We start from the raw sequence: 22327 nt of genomic DNA on the forward strand, positions 1-22327 counted from the left end.
CGCTTGGCTGGCTTGGAATACCGATGTGCCATCACATATGGGCATAAATCGTTTGAGCCACCCCCCGATCAAAAACCGAGAGACCTAAGGCCAATACGCAATGAATGCTACGCATGTCGATCAAACTTTAGTTCAATGGCAACAAAAAGAAGAAACCGCGGAGGCTATGATTCCGCTTATTGGCCTGTTGTATCGCAAAAACGATGTGATCACGTCAATTTACGGCCGGCAGATTATTAATCAATCGACCATTGGTTTGTTGAAATCGCATCGTTTCGTGAAGCAAGTCGAGGGCCATGAGCTGTCTGTTGTGGACACGTCGGCAATATTGCACCTGTTGCTCGACATGAACTTAGCTGCATGCCATATCGACATTGGCAAGCTTGCGATTAAATATAAGTCACTTACAGCAGATTTAAATCTGGTCGACTTCTTGAAAGCCGAGTTATCGGAATTGATCGATGGCTATGATGCTGATCACCATCAAAACGATAAGCCGACCGATATTGTGTTGTTTGGTTTCGGTCGTATTGGCCGCTTAGTCGCTAGAATTCTGATTGAAAAGACCGGCGGGTCGGGTCTTCGCTTACGGGCCATTGTCGTGCGACCTTCCAAGGCTAAAGATGACTTGGCAAAACGGGCAAGTTTACTGCGCCGAGATTCCATTCATGGCAGCTTCGAAGGAACGATTCAAGTAGATGAAGCGAACCAATCGATTGTCGCGAATGGCACTGCTGTCAAAGTCATTTACGCCAGTAACCCCAGTGATATCGACTACGAAGCATACGGCATTGAAAATGCAATTATCATCGATAATACCGGCATCTGGCGCGACCAGGCAGGCTTGGCACAACACCTTGAAGCTCGAGGCGTTAACAAAGTACTGTTAACCGCACCTGGCAAGGGTGACATAAAAAATATTGTTTATGGCGTCAATCACAAAAGCATAGAACAAGAGGATCGTATCGTTTCGGCTGCATCGTGCACAACAAATGCCATTACCCCGGTGTTGAAGGTATTAAACGATGAGTACGGCATTGAAAGTGGCCATGTGGAAACCATTCACTCCTATACCAATGATCAAAACCTAATAGACAACTACCATGCGGGTGATCGCCGTGGCCGCTCCGCGCCACTCAATATGGTGCTATCTGAAACAGGTGCCGCCGTTGCCGTTGCTAAGGCGTTGCCTGAGCTGAAAGGCAAGTTAACCGGCAATGCTATCCGGGTACCCACGCCAAACGTGTCGATGGCGATTTTGAATTTGCGGCTCACCAAGCAAACCGATGTTGAAACGTTGAATAACTTCTTACGCGAACAGGCGCTGTACTCAGACTTGGCGAAACAAATTGACTTCACTAACTCTCCTGAGGCCGTGTCGAGTGATTTTGTTGGCAACCGTAAGACAGCGATCGTTGATAGCACTGCGACCATCGTGAATGACCATGGCGTCATTCTCTATTTGTGGTATGACAACGAAGCAGGTTATAGCGCACAGGTTGTACGACTGGTGCATGAGATGGCGGGTGTTCATCACCAGGTCTACCCGAAGGGCTAAGATCCTGGGGGTCCCTCAGAGGGCAAAGTCGTTGATTTTCGGCCCTCAGTAACCTACCTTCTATGGTTAGCATGACGCTGATCCCTTGGATTAGTCGATGAATTCAAGGGCATCAACGATTTATGCATTCATCTCGCAACAAAGTCTCAACAGTGGTTTTCCTTGCTCAGACAAAGAGGAGTCGCCCTATATGAACACCACGCCTGAACACGATGCGCGCTTCGCGAATATGACATTTTCTGCTGTCTATCCTCTTTACGTTACTAAGGTTGAGAAGAAAGGTCGGTCTCTTGACGAATTGCATCAGGTTATTGCTTGGCTTACCGGATTCAATGAGGCAGATCTGCAAGCACTAATCAAACAGAAGGCGACGTTTCAACAGTTCTTCGCTGCGGCATCGATCAACCCCAATGCACAACTGATTCGGGGTCTTATCTGCGGATATCGAGTAGAAGAGATCGCAACACCCTTGACCCAACAGGTCCGCTGGCTCGACAAACTGGTCGATGAACTCGCCAAGGGACGCAAGATCGAGAAAATTTTACGGTCGGCCGAGTAGCCCTGTCGGCAAATGATAATCCGGTTGAACCCGAACGCGGAAGCTCAGGTCCTTAGCACTAATTAGTCAACCCGCCATCAGGGCTTCACGCCACACAATTCCAAGGCAAACTGCTGCACCGGTTTACCGGCGATCAAGATAACCCCAAAGGCAATTGGCCAGGCAAATAACCAGGCGGTCATCCACCGAGTTAAGAACCCGGTACCAAAGCCGGTATTCAGGGCGGTGATGACGGCGGTCATGATGGTCACCATCAGCGCTGACATCAGCACCGATTGGACCAGTCGAACGTGTTTTGGCTTCAGCATGTGCTACTTCTCAAATTAACAATATTGAAGCCGCCACATTACTGAAAAATAGGCCCAGTGCAAGCAAAACAGTCGAACCAAACGGTCGCGCTATTCATAGCGCAGTGCATCGATCGGATCGAGTCCCGCCGCTTTAGCAGCGGGCAAGAGACCAAAAATAATGCCCACAGCCGAGGAGAAGCCCAGCGCCAATGCAATAGACCAGAGCGGCACCTGGGAGGGAGGGAAATCGGGAATCAGATTCGCAATACCCATACCCAAACCGTAGCCAATGGCCAGACCGATCACCCCGCCAAGCAGACTGATAATCACCGCCTCGAGCAAGAATTGCAGCAATATATCGGCTCGGGTGGCGCCCAGGGCCTTGCAGATACCCACTTCGCGGGTCCGTTCGGTGACCGACACCAGCATGATATTCATAATACCAATACCGCCGACCAGCAGGCTGATGCCCACTATGCCGCCGAACACCAGGGTGATAATGCGCGTCACCTGGCCGATCGACGCCAATACCTGGTCCGAACTCTGGATGGAAAAATCGTCGTCGTCGCCCTGCCGTAAACCATGATTGCGTCTCAGGGTTTGGCTCACGCGCGCGGTCAAGGCTGCCATCCGGTCAACATCGGCCACGCGCGCGACAAACATCACGAAGGGCTGTTTTTGGTAGCCCATAATACCCAGCGCAGTCGGATAGGGAATGTAGACGTAGTTGTCGAGGTCTTGGCCGAGCATTTGGCCCTTACTCTCAAGCACGCCGACAATCTTTAACCAATGCGGACCGTAGCGTAAAAATTCGCCGATCGGATTGTCGGGTAAATTCAATTCATCGCGCACTTTCGGGCCAATCACCGCGATTTTCTTACGACTGTTGGCGTCGGCGCTGGTGATAAAGCGGCCAATCTCCGGATAAGAATTATCCATTTCGGCAAACTCCGGCATCACGCCGACTATATCGGCAGCATGCTCCTTACCGGCGTATTGCAGGCCACTGTATTCAAACAGAAAGGTTTGCGGTGAAATGGCGGCGATGCCCTCAATGGCCTTTAACTTGATCAGGTCATCATCGGTGAGGTCACCGATCAGCCGACCAAAGTTATCGCGCCGTTGCTGGATAAACAGCGAGTTAGAGCCATAGCCTTCAAACTGCTGGGTAATGGATTGCTCCAAACCCTGCACCAGCGATACCACGGCAATGATACTGGCGACCCCGATAATAATGCCCAGGGAGGTCAGAAAACTGCGCAACTTACTGGCGGCAATGGCGCGTAGCGCGGACCGCAATGCTTCTAAAAATAGATACACCCTAGGCTCCTTGTGTGCGCGGCGCGGTCACTGCGCCGGTCATCCGGTCTTCGACTATAAGGCCGTCCTTGAGCCGAATTTGACGATGACAGCGGTCGGCAATTTCGGCCTCATGGGTCACCACGATAATGGTTTGACCCTCGTTGTAGAGTTCATCGAACAGGTTGAGGATATCGGCGGTGGTTGAGCTGTCGAGGTTGCCCGTGGGTTCATCGGCCAATAGGATAGACGGAGAGGTGACCAGCGCCCGGGCGATGGCCACTCGCTGACGCTGCCCGCCCGATAACTCATTGGGTTGGTGATGCATGCGGCCAGACAAACCCACCCGCGCTAACATCTCCTGAGCGCGTTTTTTGCGCACGCCATAGGATACCCGCTGATAGATCAAAGGCTGCATCACATTGTGCAAGGCATCAACCCGGGGCAACAGATTGAAGCTCTGGAAGATAAAACCAATTTTCCGATTGCGCACCGAGGCCAGTTGTTTGCCGCTCATGGCACTGACCGCCTCGCCATCGAGCCGGTAATCGCCCGAGCTGGGGGTATCCAGGCAGCCCACTATATTCATCAGGGTCGATTTGCCCGAGCCGCTGGAGCCGACAATGGCCACAAAGTCGTTGCGCGCGATGGCCAGGTCGATGCCATCGAGCGCGTGTAAGGTTTCGCCACCCATCTGATAGGTGCGCCGTATGGCTTGCAGATCAATCAGTGCTGAGTGTGTCATCGGTCGTATCCAGGCTGGTGGGTTCCAAGATAATGGCGTCGCCATCGTTTAGGCTCCGGACCAATCGATAGGGCCCGCTGATCACCTCATCTCCGGTCTCGATACCCGAGGTCAGGGCTTGATAACGATCATCCTGTGGGCCCAGCGTCACACTGACCTTAACTGCGATCCCCGCGCGGGCCACAAAGACATGATAGCCGGGGTCGTCATCGGCGGCGTTATCTTGCAAGGCTTCGATTGGGATTACCGGATAGCTGATGTTCGAACGGTTTAAGACCTCGGCCCGGGTACTCATACCCGGCCGCAGCACGACCAACTCTTGATCGGCCATGGCCACCTCAACTGGGAACACCAAGGAGTTTTTACCCGGTACCTGGCGGGCACTGGTGGCAATCTTGGTCACGGTGCCGGTCAGCGCGGTATCAAGATAAGCTACGGCAAAGACTCGCACCGGCAGGCCAAGCTGAACATTGCCAATATCGGCCTCATCGACATCCACCTCAGAATAGATCTGCTCCGGGTCGACCAGGGTGAGCAAGGGCACATCGGCCGCACTGCCCACCGCCATCTCGCCTTCCTTAATATCGAGCGCACTAACTAAGCCGCTCACCGGCGCGCTGATCACCGTTTTAGCCAAGCGTTTCTGCGCTTGACCCAGATGATCCTGACTCTGGACCAAGAGTTGATTCTGCATTTTCAGATCCACATTGGCTTGAGCAATCTGATTTTTCAAATCTTCAATCACCGTGGCCTGGGCGGCGTTTTGTTGAAACAGTTTAAGCTGACGAGCCAGTTGGATGGTCAGGCTTTCAATACGCAATTGGGCGCGCTCGATATCGATCCGACGCAAGGCCACATTGGTTTGTTGATTGCTGACATCGGTCTCGAAATTCTGGCGATCCAGGCGCACCAAAACCTGACCCTTGCTGACGCGATCGCCCTCCTCGACCGCGACCTCAATCACCCTGGCATCGACTTCGCTGCGCACGCGGCGCTCGTCGCCATAGGTCAATGTGCCGGTCGCGAGCACAGTGGATTCAATCGGTTGTTCAACCACCTCAAAGACTTGCACCCTAACCTGCTCCGGTTTCCCCGTGCGTGCCTGATACAGGCTTAAGGCCACTATCGCGGCCACTATTATTAACACCACAAACAGCTTTTTCATAACCGGTCCTTATAAAAAATAGATCAGCGAAAATTGTACGGCCGGCGGAATCAGACCCACCAAGGTCGCCGTCATGCCAGAGCTGCCGGTAATGCGCGCAAAGCCGAGACCGTACAAGAGATAGGACCAGATGGCGCCGATCGATACGCTGGCATAGAGTGCAAAATTGGCATCGCCGATAGCCAGACCCATAAGGCTGGCCAGGTTGGTTTTATCGAGCTGGTTTAGAAAGACATAGTCTGGACTGGCCGCATAGGACACCGCCATGCTCAGAGTGCTGAGCAGCCCTGGCAAGCTGGCCCAGCAGACCAGCGTAAAGAACTGGCCAAAACGGAATTTTTCTTCGGCCACCAGCGTCGCAGCGAGAAAAAAGAAGGTGGCCAATATCAGATAACTAAACAGACTGATCAATGGTGCAGCTATCGGCGAAATAATGCGCACGATATTGGCCGTGGCCATGGCCGCATCGAAAGCTTCGGGTGTCATCTCCTGATCGGCTAATACCAGCGTGGTTTCCATATAGGCGCTCATATCGACGGTCATAAAATACCAGGCCAGAAAGGCCGGCAGTACCGCGATGACCACCAACAGAGGGGGCCAGAAAGGCAGGGATTTTGCCCGAATACGGTCAAACACCAATTGAGGGGATGAGAAAATATCGACGAACGGGGTCGACCCGAGAGATGGCATATAAAGCTCCTTGTTTCCAATGTTGGCCACTGGCCGGTTCAATCCATAAAGATGCGGAAGTATCGCGCCGCGCCGGGCACCAAAATAGTGATAAAGGTCATATATTGACCAACCCCCAACAAAAACCCATCCCTGGGTCCGCTTGAAGAGGAGCTAGGGTCGCTTTAGACGAGCGTTTTCTGGACCAATTCGAGCACATCCGGAGACAGTGACTCGGTCTCCAGCACCGCTGTCAAAGCACTGTGCATCGCCGCACTGCGCTCTGGGGCAAACTTCCGCCAACGTTCAAATACGCCGACAAAGCGCGCCGCGACCTGTGGATTAATCGCATTGAGTGCAACAATTTGCTCGCTCATAAAATTATAGCCATCGCCTTGGATATCATGGAAGGCTTTGAAATTCTGCGTAAAGCCGCCAAGCACGCTGCGTACCTTGTTGGGGTTGGTGAAGTCGAACGCATCGTGGGCCATCAACAACAGAATGTCGGTCACCCCGACGCCTTCCGCGCCGGCTTGCAGGGCCAGCCAGGTCTCGACCATCTGGGTATCTTGATGCCAATGGCGGTAAAAATGCACCAAGAGCCGTTGCTGACGATCCCGATCCGGGGAGGCCATCACGGCCTTCAAGCCGTTCAGCCTATCGGTCTGGTTTTGCGCAGCACGATAGAGGGCTTCGGCACTGTTCAGGCCAAACTTGTCGCCGCTCAACACCCAGTAATATAGGGCCAAGCCTTGCAGCTCTCGGCGGCCGACCTCATCGGCGGTAAAGACATAGTCATCGGCACTGGTTAGGGTTTGACTCAAGGTCGCCCAATGGCTTTGGTAGGTTTGCGCCAAATGCAACTTAAGACGGTCGCGCGCCACGATCACCGCCTCGGCATCGACTGTGTCTAGATTGTCCATCATCTGTTGATAGGACGGCAGACTCAGCAATACCGCCTGCAAGGCATGGGATAGTTGCGTATCGGACAATATCGATAAGACCACTGTATCCACCAAGGCCGGTATCGCATCGAGTTCGCCCCGGGTCAGTTTTAGCAAGGTGTCCAGATAGACCTGTTGCACTGCTTCGAAGCGATTGAAGGCATTGTCATCGTGCTGGGCCAATAACAGCAAAGCGGGATCCGACAGGGCCTGTCGCACGCGCACCGGCGCCGAAAAATCGCGGAACAGGCTCGGGGTTGGCTGGCTCGCCAGGTGTTGAAACGTTACGGTCGTGACTGCCTCGGTTAGAGTTAGCACCTGGGTGTCGGCATTGTAGTCACCATCGCAGTCGATCGGCAGTGCTTGCCCGGTGCTATCCAACAGCGCCATCTTGACCGGAATGACCAGCGGCTGCTTATCGGACTGACCCGGCGTGGCCGGGCAGCTCTGGGTAAAGCTCAGGCGGTAGCGTGCTAAGTTGGCATCGTAGTCTTCGTGGATTTCCACTATCGGCGTGCCGGCTTGGGTATACCAGCGTTTAAACTGGCTGAAATCCTGGCCACTGATCTGCGCCATACAATCGACAAAATCGTCAGTGGTAACGGCCATGCCGTCGAAGCGCTCAAAGTACAGATCACAGGCTTGGCGGAATGGGCGATCACCAAGCAGGGTATGCAACATGCCCACTATTTCAGCACCCTTTTCGTATACCGTGACGGTATAGAAGTTATTAATTTCAATATATTCCTGCGGCTGCACCGGGTGCGCATTGGGTCCGCCGTCTTGGGGGAACTGATGGTTTTTCAGAAACAACACATCCTTGATCCGTTTCACCGCTCGGTCGTGCAGGTCGGAAGTGAATTCGGCATCGCGATAGACGGTAAAGCCTTCTTTTAACGACAACTGAAACCAGTCTCGGCAGGTAACTCGATTGCCGCTCCAGTTGTGAAAGTACTCATGCGCGACAATCCCTTCGATGCGCTCAAAGCGGTCGTCACTGGCGGTTTCCGGTGTGGCCAATACGGCGGCGCTGTTAAAAATATTGAGGCCCTTGTTTTCCATCGCACCCATATTGAAAAAATCACTGGCGACGATCATAAAGATATCCAGATCGTATTCCCGGCCGAAACGTTCTTCGTCCCAACGCATCGATTTTTTTAGCGCGGTGAGGGCGAATTCAGTCTTGTGGGCATTATGCGGTTCGGCAAAGATGCGCAGTGAAATGTCACGCCCACTGGCGGTGGTAAAGGCATCATCGCGCCGCACCAAATCGCCGGCTACGGTGGCAAACAGATAGGCCGGCTTGGCAAAGGGATCGTCCCAGGTAGCAAAGTGACGACCCTGCTCCAACTCGCCGCTGGCAGTCGGGTTGCCATTGGCCAAGAGGATCGGAAACGGCGCCTGATCGGCTTCAATCCGGGTGCTGAAGGTAGCCATCACATCGGGCCGATCCAGATAGAAGGTAATCTTGCGAAAGCCTTCGGCTTCACACTGGGTACAGACCATGGTGCCGGACTTGTATAGGCCTTCCAATGAGGTATTGGTGTTGGGAAAAATATGGGTCACGGCATTAAAGGTGAATTCGGCTTGAGTGGGCTGAACGGTCAGGCGGTCGTGCTGATAGTCGTAGTCGGTGATCGCTTCACCATCGAACGATAAGGACTGGATCAGCTGTTCAACGCCATCCAACACCAAGGCCGGCAGTTCACTGGGATCGCCATTGCGCACCATCGTCAGAGTCGAGTCCACTTCGGTATGATTGGCAAAGATGCGAATAATCAATGCGCAATTTTTAATCCAATAGGCCGGCGGCTGATAATCTTTGAGTCGAATCGTTACAGGTGTCTCGGTACGCATAGGGTCTCCACAAAAGCTATATTTTAAGGCTGAATGTTAACTGACGGTGACCTGATAACCACCGAAGCGACGGATATTGATCACGCCGCTGTCGAGGATCAGATACTGTCCCTTAATCCCCAGTAAGGTACCTTCGACGAGCGGGTCCTTATCGAAATTCAAACTGGCGACCTTGTCCGGGTATTGGGTCACCGGAAAGTCGATCTCAAACACGTCACCGTGGTGCAATAGCTGCACCGCCAACAGACCATGGCGTTCGACCAGCTCGGCCAAATCGGCTTGCGCCAGGGTAAACAAACGGTCTCGCTCCGCCGCCATATCGAGCGGGGCACTGCCACCTTTGAGCATATTGCGCCAGTTGGTCTTGTCCGCGACATGCTTTTTGCAGATCACCTCGACAAATCCGGCCAATTGCCGGGTGGCCACGCGGGCAATGGTAATAGCCTGCGTGGCGCCCTGATCGACCCACCGCGTCGGGATTTGGCCACCGCGGGTGATACCCACTTTTATCGCACTGGAATTGGACAGATAGACATAATGACTCTGCATGCAGCTGGCTTCACCCCAGGCCGGTTCACGGCAGGTGCCCTGATCGTAATGGCATTTTTCCGGAGACATGATGCACACATCTGTCTGCGCCAGGGCGGCAAAATGTTTGTAGCAATAACCCTGGCCGAAGCTTTTTTTGGTCAGCTCACCACAGTGCACGCAATGAATGGCGCCGGTAAATTCCAGACGAATGGTCTGGCCGATGCGCGCGTTCAAATCGAGCCGTTGATCGCCGAGCGGCAATTGATATTGCACCGGGCTGCCGGCGACCCAGTGGGTCGACATCTTAGCCAGGTTGCCAGTGATACCCGGCGGTAGATCATCCAACCCGGCAAATAGATCCATGGTCATCATAGCTCGCTCGCGTCGGGCAATGTCACGGTGGGAATGGTCTCGCTTTTGGATCTGCAACCCTGTTCGACAAAGCCGGTGCGGCGTTGCTCGGGAATCTGCTGACTGATTTCATATTTCAGCACCGCTTCGAGGCACAAACTGCGCTGCTCTTTGCTGAGCGGGACCTGGTTAGGCCAGCGACCCAACTCCACAGCTTCGCGCAGCCGGCTGTAGATATCCGGGGTCATATTTTGTGCCAGGCTATCAAAGTTCATTATTCGTGTTCCTCGGTACTGTTCTCTATTTTATTGCTCCAACCCAGCTTGGTTCGGCAAATTTCAAAATAATTATAATCCGTCAGATGGATCAACTTAACCTTCTGCGGGTATCTGAATATATGTAACTCATCGCCATGATTGAGCGCCAGATGGTTTTGGGCGTCGAGGCTGACGTGCGGTGCGATATTGTTTTGCTGGCCGATGCGGATGCACAGATGCGAGTTGGCTCCGACCACCAGCGGTCGATTGGTTAGGCTGTGCGGGAACATCGGCACTAAGATGAGCGCATCCATACTCGGGTGCACTAAGGGGCCGCCGGCACTGAGGGCATAGGCCGTAGAACCGGTTGGCGTCGAGACAATCAGGCCGTCGGAACGTTGACTGTAAACGAACTGGTTGTCGATATGCAGATCGAATTCGATCATCCGAATCGATTGGCCCGGGTGTAGGACGACATCGTTAAAGGCACAGTCTTCGGCCACCACCTCACCATCGCGGCGAATCTGAGCCTGTAACAGGAAACGCTCTTCCAGCTGAAACTCACCGGCTAAGACCGCAGTCACCTTCTGTTCCATCTCGTCCGGCATGATATCGGTTAAAAAGCCCAGACGGCCGCGGTTGATGCCGAGCATCGGTACTTCAAACTGAGCCACATCTCGGGCCGCGCCTAAGAAAGTGCCATCCCCGCCGATCACGATGATCAGGTCAGCCCAGGCACCCAGGTTGGGCCGGGACATCGACTGGCAATCCAAGACAGGCATTGCGTCGGCCAGCGACTGTTCGATACAGTAGTGCTTGCCCAATTGATTGAGCAAGAGCAGCAGTCGATGCACCGATTGCTCAACACTGCGGCTGTCTAAACGACCCACCACACCAATTCGGTTGAAGTTTGCCGCGAGATTCTTCGTTGCCATGCCATCGCCTGGTAGTAAATTTCGGAACACAGCATAGCAGAGGAAGTGGCATGAACGAACACCCGCTTGAACGGGCGATCCGCGCCGATCTCGACTGGGTCCTGACGGCGCCATCCCTACTGGCACCGCATCCCACACTTTGGTCCGGTGATGCGCTGCAGAACGAGCCACGGCGGCCCTTTAGCGCCGAACAACTGGCCTCGCTGAGTCGCGCCCGCAGGGGCAAGTTGGGGCGCTATTTTGAAGCCCTGGTCGCCTATCTGTTCCTCGCCAGTACCGGCTTTCGCGTTCTGGCGCAGAACCGCAGCATCGTCGCCGACAAAAGAACCCTGGGTGAATTGGATTTATTGGTTCAGGACCTGGCAACCGGACAGATTATTCATTTGGAATTGGCCCTGAAATTTTATCTCTGGGTGCCCGGTCAACGCCAAGCCGTTTGGATTGGTTCGGGCTTGCATGACTTTATGGCCGATAAGGTGCAGCGCCTCTATCAGCATCAATTACGCCTACCCGAGCTGGCGCGTGCGCGCCAATGCTGGCCGAGTGACTTGCCCTATCCAACCGAGCACCGGCTGTGGATGCCCGGTCGACTCTATGTCCCGGAATCCTCTCAGGCCTTAGGCGTGCCCTATACGCACTTTATGGACACGCCCTTTCAGCTCAACAACCAGGCGCTGGTGTCGAGCTGGTCCGAGCATGGATCGTGCGCGCACCGTTCTACTCGCTCAATCTGCAAGGCCGATTGGCTCATGGGCGAGCCGCCGGTGTCGTTGTTAGCGCCGGAACCGACTCATCAGTTGCCGGCTCAATTTATTCGGCCCGAGAGCACTGTGCCTGTTTATGTTTTACCCCCAAACTGGCAAACTGACGCCACCTCAGCGATACAACTGCATAAGAACCTTCATGACTGAACACTTCCTGTCTGCCCGCATTAGCCTAAGCTCTATTAATCAATTACCCGTGTTACGCATCAATAACGATTGGGCCTCGGCCACCATCAGCGTGCAAGGTGCTCAGGTGCTGGAATTCACCCCGGCCGGGGGTGATAATCTGCTCTTTGTCGCCCAGGGTGAATCCTTCAACCAGGGTGAAGCCATTCGCGGTGGCATTCCCATCTGCTGGCCCTGGTTTGGCGCCCATCCTGAGTTGGCCGATGCCCCAACACACGGTCTGGCGCGCGAGGTAGATTGGCAATATAAGGTAGTGGCCGACAGCGATAACCGCACCGACCTGCTCTTTTGGCTCGACCTTGACGGCCGGCATCCGGCCTTTCCGTACCCTGCCCGGGCAGAGTTACTGGTCAGCATCGGCAGCAGTTTGGTGGTGTCCCTTACCACCCTCAACCTGGGTCCCCAGCCGTTTCAATTGAGTCAAGCCTTGCACACCTATTTTGCCTGTCAAGACCAGGAGCGGGTGCGGATTCAGGGACTGGCCGATCGTCGCTACCTGGATAAACTGACCGGCAAGAACGATTCCGTTCCGCGCGCGTTCAGCTTTGATCGAGAAATCGATTGGGTGGTCGGAGATGTCGGCCAAGCGCTGCTGTTCAGTGGGCTGGGCCAGAAGGCGATTCACATGACTCGCCTGGGCAGCCGGTCGGTGGTGCTTTGGAACCCCGGTCGAGAAAAATCAAAGACATTGAGTCATTTCTTGCCCGATGAGTATCGAGGCATGTTTTGTGTGGAAGCGAGTAATGCCCTAGAAGATTGCCGATTAATTAAAGCCAACAGCAGTCATGTCTTAGTCATGGAACTGACGGCGGTCGATCTCGATGCACCCAAGCCAGCCTGACGCGCCCTTACTGGCCGCGCTCGACACCCTGCTCGACGAGCACCCAGCCGGGCTGGCCGAATACGACCTGATGACGCTGCTCGATCAGCGTTATGGCCCGCTCTACCCCAAACCCAACTTGGCCGACCCGATCGTGCTGTTTCAGCACCACTTCTATCTGCGCCACTCGCTTTACCTTTTGCAAAGTCATTATCAACAGACTGGTACGGCAACACTCTTGATCACTGCCCTGACGATCCGCAAACAGCTGGCAGTGGCCAATCAACAGACGACTCTGCCCGAACGGTTAGAACCGCTCAAAGACTATTATCTCGATTTGGCGAATTTAAATAGGGAGAGTGCCGACAGTGTGCAGCAATTGTTGGATGATTTCTGGCGCGCGCTTAGGCTTCATCAGCCGCAGCCCGAGGCCTTAGCCACCCTAGGTCTGACCGGCCGGGAGAGCCACGCTGAGCAAAAGCAGCAATACCGCCTCTTAGTGCAGCAACACCACCCCGATAAGGGCGGCGATGCCGAGCAGTTTCGCTTAATTCAGGCAGCTTGGGAACAGCTTAGGTCCTAAGCTGTTAAGGTACTTAGCCCTTAAGGTGCTAGGCCCTTGAGGTGCTAAGCCCTTAAGGTACTGGCTCCTGAGCCGCTTCTGGCGAATGCCTTAGGCGCCTATTGGAAATAGGCGTTTTCGGTCACGGTATGGTCGGTCACATCACGCACACCGGTCAATTGGGGCAAACGCTCGAGTAAGGTTTTCTCGACACCGTCTTTGAGGGTAATAGACACCGCCGAACAGCCTTGGCAACCGCCGCCGAACTTCAACACCGCAACATTGTCTTCGGTTAGTTCAGCCAGTGAGACATCACCGCCGTGAGAAGCCAGACCCGGGTTAATTTCAGTCAGCAGTAGGTAGCTGACCTGCTCACTGAGCGAGCTGTCCTTGTTGACCTTAGGCATCTTGGCATTGGGTGCCTTGATCGTCAGCTGACCGCCCATCCGATCCTGGGCATAGTCGACCTCGGCTTCATCGAGGTACGGCAGGCTGCTTTTTTCCAACAAGACCTTTATATGGGTCAGTTCGATGCGTTCGTCGTTGTCTTTTTCTTCCCCTGGCCGGCAGTAAGCTAGGCAGGTTTCGGCATATTTGGTGCCCGGTTGAGTCACAAACATCCGCACCGACATACCCTCGGTGGTTTGCTTTGCCAACAAACCTGCCAAGTATTCTTGGGCAGATTCGGTAATATTGATTTGTATATCCATCCGAGGCTCCGGAATTTAGTGAGTGTGAACGATGCGGCAATTCTACCGCATTTAATCGGCAGTTTGAATACCCGACTAAATTAGTCAAGTTTGTGAGGTCATTCGCTGGTTTTTTCAAGTCGCAACTTTACTCGGCTTCTTAATCGGTTAACCTATGCCGGCCAAAACAGGGGACGCAGGGCTGCCCTCTGGCCCAGATCTATATCAAAATATATTGATATAGCTTGAAATTAGGCCATTTTTAGGCTTTCATTGCCCACTAAATGCTTACTTGTTACCAAAAGAGACCTCCATGACTACTCGCGAACACCGAATTGGGCAGCTGCACAGTGCACTAAAACACCGAATCCTAATATTGGACGGTGCCATGGGCTCCCTAATCCAAAGTTATCAGCTTGAAGAAGTCGATTACCGGGGTGAACGTTTCAGTGAATGGCCCTCCGATATCAAGGGTAACAACGATCTTTTGTCCATTACCCGACCCGACATCATCAGCGCTATTTATAAGGCCTACCTCACCGCCGGGGCGGATATCATTGAGACCAACACCTTTAATAGTACGGCCATATCGCAGGCCGACTACGGCATGCAGGATTATGCCTACGAGCTGAACCAAAGCGGTGCCGCGCTAGCGCGCGCCCTGTGCGACCAGCAAAGCCTGCTGACACCGGACAAGCCACGTTGGGTCGCTGGCGTGCTCGGGCCGACCAGTAAAACTTTGTCGCTGTCGCCCGATGTCAATAACCCCGGCTATCGCGCCACCAGCTTCGATGCGTTAGTGGCCGACTATCAGAATGCCACGCGTGGCCTGATCGATGGCGGGGCCGACATCATCCTGATCGAAACCATCTTCGATACGCTCAACGCCAAGGCGGCGATCTTTGCCATTCACAGCGTGTTCGACGAACTGGGCTTCGAACTGCCCATTATGATTTCTGGCACCATCACCGACGCCTCCGGTCGCACCCTATCGGGCCAGACCACTGAAGCCTTTTACTATTCGGTGCGCCATGCCAAGCCCCTGTCGATCGGCCTAAACTGTGCCCTGGGTGCCGATGAATTACGCCCCTATGTCGAAACGCTGTCGAAAATTGCCGACTGCTATGTCTCGGCTCATCCCAACGCCGGCCTGCCCAATGAGTTTGGTGAGTATGATGAAACGCCGGAGGAGATGACCAAGGTAGTGGATGAGTTTGCCGCCTCCGGTTTCGTCAATATTATCGGTGGTTGTTGTGGCACCACACCACAACATATCGCTCTGATAACCGAAGCGATGGCACTGCATGCACCGCGCACCCCGCCGGTCATCGAGCCATTGATGCGCCTGTCCGGCCTGGAACCCTTCGTGGTCACCGATGCGCTGAACTTTATCAATATCGGTGAACGTACCAATGTCACCGGGTCGGCCCGTTTTCGCCGCCTGATCACTGACGAGCTGTATGAGGAGGCCTTGGCGGTCGCGCTCGATCAGGTTGAGAACGGCGCGCAGATTATCGACATCAATATGGATGAGGGCATGCTCGATTCTCAGGCGGCCATGGCCATCTTTGTTAATCTGATTGCCTCCGAACCCGATATTTCCAAGGTACCTTTGATGATCGACTCTTCGAAATGGGATGTCATCGAAGCGGGCCTAAAATGTGCGCAGGGCAAGTGCATTGTTAATTCCATCTCACTCAAAGAGGGTGAGGAAATTTTCCTCCAACAAGCCAAGCTGTGCCAACGTTATGGTGCGGCCGTGGTGGTCATGGCCTTCGATGAAGACGGCCAAGCCGATACCCGAGCGCGCAAGGAACAAATCTGTAAGCGCAGTTACGATGTCTTGGTCGCCTTCGGCTTTCCGCCCGAGGATATTATTTTCGACCCGAATATTTTTGCCGTGGCCACCGGCATCGAGGAACACAACCCGTACGCGGTCGATTTTATTGAAGCCACGACCTTTATCCGCGAGCAGCTGCCCTACGCCAATGTTAGTGGCGGCGTCTCCAATGTGTCCTTCTCGTTCCGCGGCAACGATGCGCTACGCGAAGCCATCCATTCGGTGTTCCTCTATCACGCCTGCAAGGCCGGGATGAATATGGGCATCGTCAATGCCGGTCAGTTGGTGATCTATGATGATATCCCCTCTGAACTGCGTGAACGGGTTGAGGATGTCATCCTCAATCGACGCGACGATGCCACCGATCGACTGCTCGAAATCGCCGATAAGTTCCGTGGCGATGGCACCGTCGCCGCCAAGGAAGACCTGGAATGGCGCAGCCTGCCGGTGATCAAGCGGATCGAATATGCGCTAGTGAAAGGCATTAACGCCCATATTGTGGATGACACCGAGCTGGCCCGCCAAGAGGCCAATGAGCCAATCGATGTTATCGAAGGGCCGCTGATGGACGGTATGAACGTAGTCGGCGATCTGTTTTCCGCCGGGAAGATGTTCCTGCCTCAGGTGGTGAAGTCGGCACGCGTGATGAAACAGGCCGTGGCCCATCTCATTCCCTTTATCGAGGCCGGCAAAGAGTCCGGCTCCTTGGCCAAGGGCAAAGTCTTGATGGCGACCGTTAAGGGCGATGTGCACGATATTGGCAAAAATATTGTCGGTGTGGTCTTGGCTTGTAATAACTATGAGGTGATCGATCTCGGCGTCATGGTCCCGGCAGAGAAAATTCTTAAAACCGCCCGCGAGTTGGGCGTCGATGTCATTGGCCTGTCCGGTCTGATCACTCCGAGCCTCGATGAGATGGTGCATCTGGCGCGAGAGATGCAGCGTCAGGATTTTTATCTACCTCTAATGATCGGTGGTGCGACCACCTCGAAAGCCCATACGGCGGTGAAGATCGAGCCGCAATACACCAATGATGCCACCATCTATGTGACCGATGCCTCGCGCGCCGTGTCAGTGGTGCAGTCCTTGTTGAATCCGAATCAAAAGGCGGCTTTTGTGCAAGAAAAACAGGACGAATACGTCATCGTGCGCGAGCGCAATAAGAACCGCAAGTCGAAAGCTCTGAACCCCTATATCAAGGCGGTCGAGAATGCAGCCACCTTCGATTGGAGCGATTATCGACCGCCAGTGCCGACCTTTACCGGCCTGCGCACCTTCGCCGATTATTCGGTCGCTGAGTTGGTGCCCTATATCGATTGGACACCCTTCTTCAGTACCTGGGATCTGCACGGCAAGTACCCGAAAATTCTCGGCGATGTCAAGGTCGGTGAGGTGGCCCAACAGCTCTTTGATGATGCCCAAGCAATGCTTGAGCAGATCATTCAAGAACGTTGGCTGACCCCCAAGGCCGTCATCGGATTCTGGCCGGCCCAGCGCACTGGCCCAGACACCATTAGTGTCCATCAGGAAAAGGGTGAGACAGTGGCACTGGAACACCTGCGTCAGCAAACCATCAAACCCGGCATGCAACCGAACCAGTCATTGGCCGACTTTATCGCGCCTGAAGGCCAGGCGATTGATTACCTAGGGGGTTTCGTGGTCACCACCGGCCATGGCGTTGAGGAGCGGGCTAAGGTCTATGAGGAGCAGGGTGATGATTACAACTCGATCCTGTTGAAGGCATTGGCCGATCGGCTTGCCGAGGCATTTGCCGAGCGGATGCATGAACGGGTAAGGCAGGAATTTTGGGCTTACACCGCCGATGAGTCGTTAACCAATGACGATCTGATCAAAGAGCGTTATCGGGGTATTCGCCCGGCACCGGGCTATCCGGCTTGCCCAGATCACACCGAGAAGGCCAAGTTGTTCGCCCTGCTCGATGCCGAGCAGCAAACCGACGTCGCCTTGACCGATTCCTATGCCATGACCCCTGCGGCCAGTGTCTCGGGTTGGTATTTTAGTCATCCGGAGGCGAAGTATTTCGGCGTGGGTAAGATTACCAAGGACCAGGTTATCGATTACGCCGCTCGCACCCAATTAGAATTGGCGGTTGCCGAGCGTTGGTTGGGTTCTATCTTGGCCTATGAACCCTAGTCTTAAGTAGCCAGGGATCGTCGACGCCTAGGCGGCGTCGGCGGGACCAAGATAGCGAAAACGGGGCAACCGCTCGCCGTTGTATTCGACTGTCTCATTGAACTGCTGAAGCGGTCGAAGCCAAGTTTTACTCAGATCATAGAGCGCTAAATAGACCACCAATTGCTCGCCGCTTTCACTGTGTTCGGCAACCGCTAACACCTGATATTGACCACCCTTAAAGTGCTGATACAAACCTGTTGCAATAGTCATCTAAACTCCTAAGTCTGATCTCTCAGTCTGTATTGGCATGCTTGCCGATGCGGTATTCACGTAATTTATTGGCGATGGCGGTATGGGAGACGCCCAACTTGCGACCCAATTGGCGACTGCTTGGATAAGCCGGATAGAGGCGCTTAAGCAGATCGGCCTCGAAGCGTTTCATGGCCTCGTCTAGGGTGCCATCAAAATCTTCATCGCTGTGGCCCCAGCCACTGGTTAAATTCGGCAACTGCAGATGCTCCGGTTCCAACACGTCACCCTCAACCAGGGACACCGCCCGTAACAGGGTATTTTCAATCTGGCGCACATTTCCGGGCCACGGATAAAGCTGCAGAGCGTTCTGGCAGGTCGATGATATCTTAATGCGCTGACGCTGGGGCTCGGCAAAACGGGCAATGAAACGTTCGGCCATCGGCAAAACATCGGACTTGCGCTCACGCAGCGGCGGAATATGAAGGGTTAAGACATTGAGCCGGTAATAAAGATCATCGCGAAATTCGCCTTGCTGGCACATATCCACAAGGTTTTTTTGTGTCGAGCAGATAATGCGCACATTGGACTTAAATTCTCGTTCATCACCCACTCGGCGATAAGAGCCATCTTGCAAAAGACGTAAAAATTTATTCTGCAACAGCGGCGACATATCACCGATTTCATCGAGAAATACGGTGCCACCCTCGGCCAGCTCAACCAGGCCTTTTTTGTCGGACTGGGCGCCGACAAAGGCACCCTGGGCATAGCCAAACAGTTCACTCTCGGCGGCATCGTCCGGCAAGGCGGCACAGCTGAGCACCAAGAATGGCTTATCTTTACGCAAGCTGTGTTGGTGGCAGGCCTTGGCGAGCAATTCCTTGCCGACCCCGGTTTCGCCGGTGATCAACAGGGGGGCATCCAAACTGGACATGCGCTTGGCCTGACGAATCACGCTTTTCATGCCCTGGCTTTCCGCGATAATCATTTCAAACTGACCGGTCTGTTTCTGGTAGGCGGTCATCTGCCGGCCCAGTCTCTCGGGCGATTTAAAGGCGATGACCGCACCGGTGAACAAACTGTTATCGTCATCTTTAAGGATATGCACGGGATAGATATCGGCGAGAAAGGTTCGGCCTTTCAATTGCAGATGCACCGATTCTGAACTCGGTGCTGCGCTGTTAAGCCACTTGGTGAAGTTGAAACCCTTGACCCAGTTACGCAACATTTTGCGCCGCACGTCCTGTTCCGGCAATTGCAGTATATCTAGGGCCGCTTCATTGGCGATTACCACCTGACCGCGGGTGTCGATGGAGATAACCGGCTCCGGCAGGGTCCGCAACAGGGTGCGCATCTCCTGCTGCTCGCGCTCCAAAGGCATATAGGGCACAAGGGAGACATCAAACACGCCGCGGATAAGCCGAATTTCAGGCATCAGGTGTTGGAATTCGGCAAACTCAACAGTTGGAAAATTCAAAAAGATGCCACCGGGCGTCTCGATCTCTATGCCACGCAAATCAATCGAATGCTTAACCAGTATATCGAGTATCTCAGCACAGATACCAAGCCGCTCTTCACAGCCGATGAATAATCTCAAACCCGTTTCTCCGACAGCTCGCACGAGTCGATTAGAATATCGCCCCTGCTTTGTATTTATTTGTTTGCAGCCGGCAAAATTGCCCGAAACGGACGATTATGTCAATCAATCTTTACAGCCTGGCTCTCGGCAACTGTCCAATGCAGTTGCGCCAATGCCGAGGTCGAAAGGGACTCAGCGAACCGGCCGCTCTCAGCCGCAAAGCCAAAGACAGACCTCAGACCAAAGCACGGCCAGACTTAAATAGGCTGGCGCCTTGGTTCCATACCTCATCCAAGCCTAGGGTAGAGCAATAAGAGTCGGGTCCAATTCACGGTTCGCGCCCTTTGGCCTTTAAAAAGTAGGACGTCATAGCGAATTAATGTTAGATTCATCTAATATACTAATATCGTACCCCTTTCTCGCCGGTTAGAAGTGTACATAGCGCTTGTTGGCCTGGGACGAAAAAGTTGCCCAGGCCATTTCAATAGATGAATTAACGACTAAAAGCGGAGCGATCCTATGCAAATAAAAACAGTTAACGCCCTTTTGAGCCTTTCGGAACAAATTCTTGTCAGTGACGTCGCGCTTCTTGCCGAGCAGGGGATTAAGACCATTATCGTCAACCGCCCCGATGGTGAAGGTGCCGATCAGGTCAATGTCGAAGAAATAATGCACGCGGCAAAGTCCGTTGATATCGCTGTTAAGTACGTGCCCGTCACGTCCGGGATGGTAAGCGACGAACAGGCCATAGCCTTTGGCGCGTTCCTCGGCGAAGCAGAGGGCAAGGTGCACGCCTATTGCCGCACCGGTATGCGCAGTGCAACCCTATGGGCGATTCATCGCGCCCAAGCCGGCGACGACTTTGCCTCGATTGCCGCGATCCTCAGCGCAGCCGGTTATGACGTCAGCGGCTTGGCCGGCCGATTGACCGATTTCAAAGCCACCGAAACGCAGATTCCAGCCTATGACGTGGTCATTGTCGGCGCCGGGGCCGGCGGTTTGGCCGCAGCGGCGAGCATTCGCAAGCGCGACCCCCGCTTGACCGTCGCGGTGATTGACCCGGCCGAAAACCACTACTATCAGCCGGGCTGGACCCTGGTCGGCGCAGGCATCTTTAAACCGGAAAAAACCAAGCGCGACATGGCCAAGCTTATCCCCTTCGGTGTTTCGTGGATTAAGACCGCCGTGGCCCTGTTCGAACCGGAAAAAAACCAACTCCTGTTAGAGGGTTGCCGGCCGGTCAAATATAAACAGCTGGTGGTTGCGCCGGGCTTAAAGCTCGATTGGAGCGCAATAGAGGGCCTTGGTGAAACGCTCGGCAAGAACGGCGTGACCTCAAACTACCGTTACGACCTGGCACCCTATACCTGGGAACTGGTGCAAGGCTTAAAAGCCGGTAAAGCAATCTTCACCCAACCACCCATGCCCATTAAGTGTGCCGGCGCGCCGCAAAAAGTAATGTACCTGTCGTCTGACCATTGGCTTAGCGCAGGAGTTCTGAACAAGATCGACGTTGAATTTTGCAATACCGGCCCGGTCTTATTTGGCGTAAAAGACTACGTCCCCGCCTTGATGGAATACATCAACAAGTACGGCATCACCCTATCGTTTCAGCAGCAACTGGTGAAGGTCGATGGGCCGAACAAAAAGGCCTGGTTCAAACAGGTCGGCGAAGGTGCCCCGAGCGAGCTAATCGAAAAATCCTTTGATCTGTTGCATGTCACACCGCCACAGGTCGCGCCCGACTTTATTCGCGTCAGCCCCCTGGCCGGTGCCGGTGGATGGGTGGATGTGGACCAAGTGACCTTGCAGCATAAACGCTTTGACAATATCTGGTCATTGGGCGACGTGATGAATGCACCGAATGCGAAAACCGCAGCGGCGGCGCGCATGCAAGCACCGGTGGTGGCCCACAACCTGATCAATGCGCTCAACAAGGGCCAAAGCCAATCGCACTACAACGGCTATGGCAGCTGTCCGCTGACGGTCGAACGGGGAAAAATTATTTTGGCGGAATTCGGCTATGGCGGCAAACTGCTGCCAAGCTTTCCACGATGGCTTAATGATGGCACCAAGCCAACGCGCGCGGCCTGGTTTATGAAAGAACGGCTCCTGCCGGATATCTACTGGTCTCTGATGCTCAAGGGCCACGAGTGGATGATTAAACCCAGCATCAAGGACACCCACTGGTAACATTAAGGACACCCGCTAGGCCCTGTATGAAGAATGGGGCCTATTATTCAGATGTTGGTCAGTTGATAAGGACATTAGGGTTTTATGACAGGGCACTCAGGCGTGCTTAAAGGTTGAGGTTTCAAACACCGCCGCCAACTGCGCGACCC

The 22327-nt window shown here is 54.0% G+C and carries 19 protein-coding genes; 7 read left to right on the forward strand and 12 right to left on the reverse strand.

Annotation, left to right across the window (positions count from 1 at the left end; translation table 11 throughout):
* Positions 1–100: 100 nt before the first annotated feature.
* Positions 101–1558 carry a glyceraldehyde-3-phosphate dehydrogenase gene (locus AC4FIC_RS13835; protein ID WP_100256763.1) on the forward strand — a complete coding sequence of 486 codons (1458 nt, stop codon included), beginning with the start codon at positions 101–103 and terminating at the stop codon, positions 1556–1558.
* A 190-nt stretch (positions 1559–1748) separates the two neighbouring features.
* Positions 1749–2117 carry a DUF2200 domain-containing protein gene (locus AC4FIC_RS13840; protein WP_100256762.1) on the forward strand — a complete coding sequence of 123 codons (369 nt, stop codon included), beginning with the start codon at positions 1749–1751 and terminating at the stop codon, positions 2115–2117.
* A 77-nt stretch (positions 2118–2194) separates the two neighbouring features.
* Here AC4FIC_RS13840 and AC4FIC_RS13845 read toward each other — a convergent pair whose 3' ends face one another.
* The 9 genes from AC4FIC_RS13845 to AC4FIC_RS13885 form a co-directional block, all read right to left on the reverse strand.
* Complete coding sequence (locus AC4FIC_RS13845) at positions 2195–2425, reverse strand: DUF2798 domain-containing protein (RefSeq protein ID WP_100256761.1); 231 nt, start codon at positions 2423–2425, stop codon at positions 2195–2197.
* A 90-nt stretch (positions 2426–2515) separates the two neighbouring features.
* On the reverse strand, positions 2516–3727 hold the full coding sequence (locus tag AC4FIC_RS13850) for an ABC transporter permease (protein ID WP_273283867.1): 1212 nt from the start codon (positions 3725–3727) through the stop codon (positions 2516–2518).
* A 1-nt stretch (position 3728) separates the two neighbouring features.
* Positions 3729–4451: an ABC transporter ATP-binding protein gene (locus AC4FIC_RS13855; RefSeq protein WP_158524309.1), complete on the reverse strand. Its 723-nt coding sequence runs from the start codon at positions 4449–4451 to the stop codon at positions 3729–3731.
* A complete protein-coding gene (locus tag AC4FIC_RS13860) occupies positions 4429–5616 on the reverse strand; it encodes an efflux RND transporter periplasmic adaptor subunit (protein ID WP_273283864.1) in 1188 nt (395 codons plus the stop codon). The genes AC4FIC_RS13855 and AC4FIC_RS13860 overlap by 23 nt, the downstream gene beginning before the upstream one ends.
* A 9-nt stretch (positions 5617–5625) precedes the next feature.
* A complete protein-coding gene (locus AC4FIC_RS13865) occupies positions 5626–6306 on the reverse strand; it encodes a YIP1 family protein (RefSeq protein ID WP_100256757.1) in 681 nt (226 codons plus the stop codon).
* A 164-nt stretch (positions 6307–6470) separates the two neighbouring features.
* Positions 6471–9086: an aminopeptidase N gene (pepN, locus tag AC4FIC_RS13870; RefSeq protein ID WP_273283861.1), complete on the reverse strand. Its 2616-nt coding sequence runs from the start codon at positions 9084–9086 to the stop codon at positions 6471–6473.
* 36 nt (positions 9087–9122) lie between these two features.
* Positions 9123–9986 carry a DUF2797 domain-containing protein gene (locus tag AC4FIC_RS13875; RefSeq protein WP_227003817.1) on the reverse strand — a complete coding sequence of 288 codons (864 nt, stop codon included), beginning with the start codon at positions 9984–9986 and terminating at the stop codon, positions 9123–9125.
* Entirely contained in the window at positions 9986–10243 is a 258-nt protein-coding gene (locus AC4FIC_RS13880) for a YeaC family protein (RefSeq protein ID WP_100256755.1), read from the reverse strand. The genes AC4FIC_RS13875 and AC4FIC_RS13880 overlap by 1 nt, the downstream gene beginning before the upstream one ends.
* Positions 10243–11160: an NAD(+) kinase gene (locus tag AC4FIC_RS13885; protein WP_100256754.1), complete on the reverse strand. Its 918-nt coding sequence runs from the start codon at positions 11158–11160 to the stop codon at positions 10243–10245. Before AC4FIC_RS13885 ends, AC4FIC_RS13880 begins: the two co-directional genes overlap by 1 nt.
* A gap of 50 nt (positions 11161–11210) precedes the next feature.
* Between AC4FIC_RS13885 and AC4FIC_RS13890 the strand changes: the two genes are divergently transcribed.
* Genes AC4FIC_RS13890 through AC4FIC_RS13900 form a run of 3 tightly spaced genes read left to right on the forward strand, consistent with a single transcriptional unit; the run spans position 11211 to position 13513 of the window.
* The gene (locus AC4FIC_RS13890) at positions 11211–12071 is read left to right on the forward strand and encodes a DUF1853 family protein (RefSeq protein ID WP_100256753.1); all 861 of its coding nucleotides are present in this window, start codon (positions 11211–11213) and stop codon (positions 12069–12071) included.
* Positions 12064–12951, forward strand: coding sequence for a D-hexose-6-phosphate mutarotase (locus AC4FIC_RS13895; protein WP_158524308.1), 888 nt, complete (start codon positions 12064–12066; stop codon positions 12949–12951). Before AC4FIC_RS13890 ends, AC4FIC_RS13895 begins: the two co-directional genes overlap by 8 nt.
* Positions 12932–13513: a DNA-J related domain-containing protein gene (locus AC4FIC_RS13900; protein ID WP_100256751.1), complete on the forward strand. Its 582-nt coding sequence runs from the start codon at positions 12932–12934 to the stop codon at positions 13511–13513. Before AC4FIC_RS13895 ends, AC4FIC_RS13900 begins: the two co-directional genes overlap by 20 nt.
* A gap of 98 nt (positions 13514–13611) precedes the next feature.
* Here the strand turns inward: AC4FIC_RS13900 and nfuA are convergent, their stop codons facing one another.
* On the reverse strand, positions 13612–14202 hold the full coding sequence (gene nfuA, locus AC4FIC_RS13905; RefSeq protein WP_100256750.1) for a Fe-S biogenesis protein NfuA: 591 nt from the start codon (positions 14200–14202) through the stop codon (positions 13612–13614).
* A 292-nt stretch (positions 14203–14494) separates the two neighbouring features.
* On the opposite strand from nfuA, the gene metH reads away from it, so the two are divergent.
* Positions 14495–18175: a methionine synthase gene (gene metH / locus AC4FIC_RS13910; protein WP_475843789.1), complete on the forward strand. Its 3681-nt coding sequence runs from the start codon at positions 14495–14497 to the stop codon at positions 18173–18175.
* 27 nt (positions 18176–18202) lie between these two features.
* Here the strand turns inward: metH and AC4FIC_RS13915 are convergent, their stop codons facing one another.
* Both AC4FIC_RS13915 and tyrR read right to left on the reverse strand, forming a co-directional pair.
* Positions 18203–18427 (reverse strand): DUF1653 domain-containing protein, encoded by a 225-nt coding sequence (locus tag AC4FIC_RS13915; RefSeq protein WP_100256748.1) that lies wholly within the window; start codon positions 18425–18427, stop codon positions 18203–18205.
* 22 nt (positions 18428–18449) lie between these two features.
* Positions 18450–20003: a transcriptional regulator TyrR gene (tyrR, locus tag AC4FIC_RS13920; protein ID WP_100258714.1), complete on the reverse strand. Its 1554-nt coding sequence runs from the start codon at positions 20001–20003 to the stop codon at positions 18450–18452.
* Positions 20004–20504: 501 nt separating this feature from the next.
* Between tyrR and AC4FIC_RS13925 the strand changes: the two genes are divergently transcribed.
* Positions 20505–22178 (forward strand): bifunctional protein tyrosine phosphatase family protein/NAD(P)/FAD-dependent oxidoreductase, encoded by a 1674-nt coding sequence (locus AC4FIC_RS13925; protein ID WP_100256747.1) that lies wholly within the window; start codon positions 20505–20507, stop codon positions 22176–22178.
* The last annotated feature ends 149 nt before the right edge of the window (positions 22179–22327 follow it).

The sequence above is a fragment of the Reinekea sp. genome (assembly GCF_982785585.1).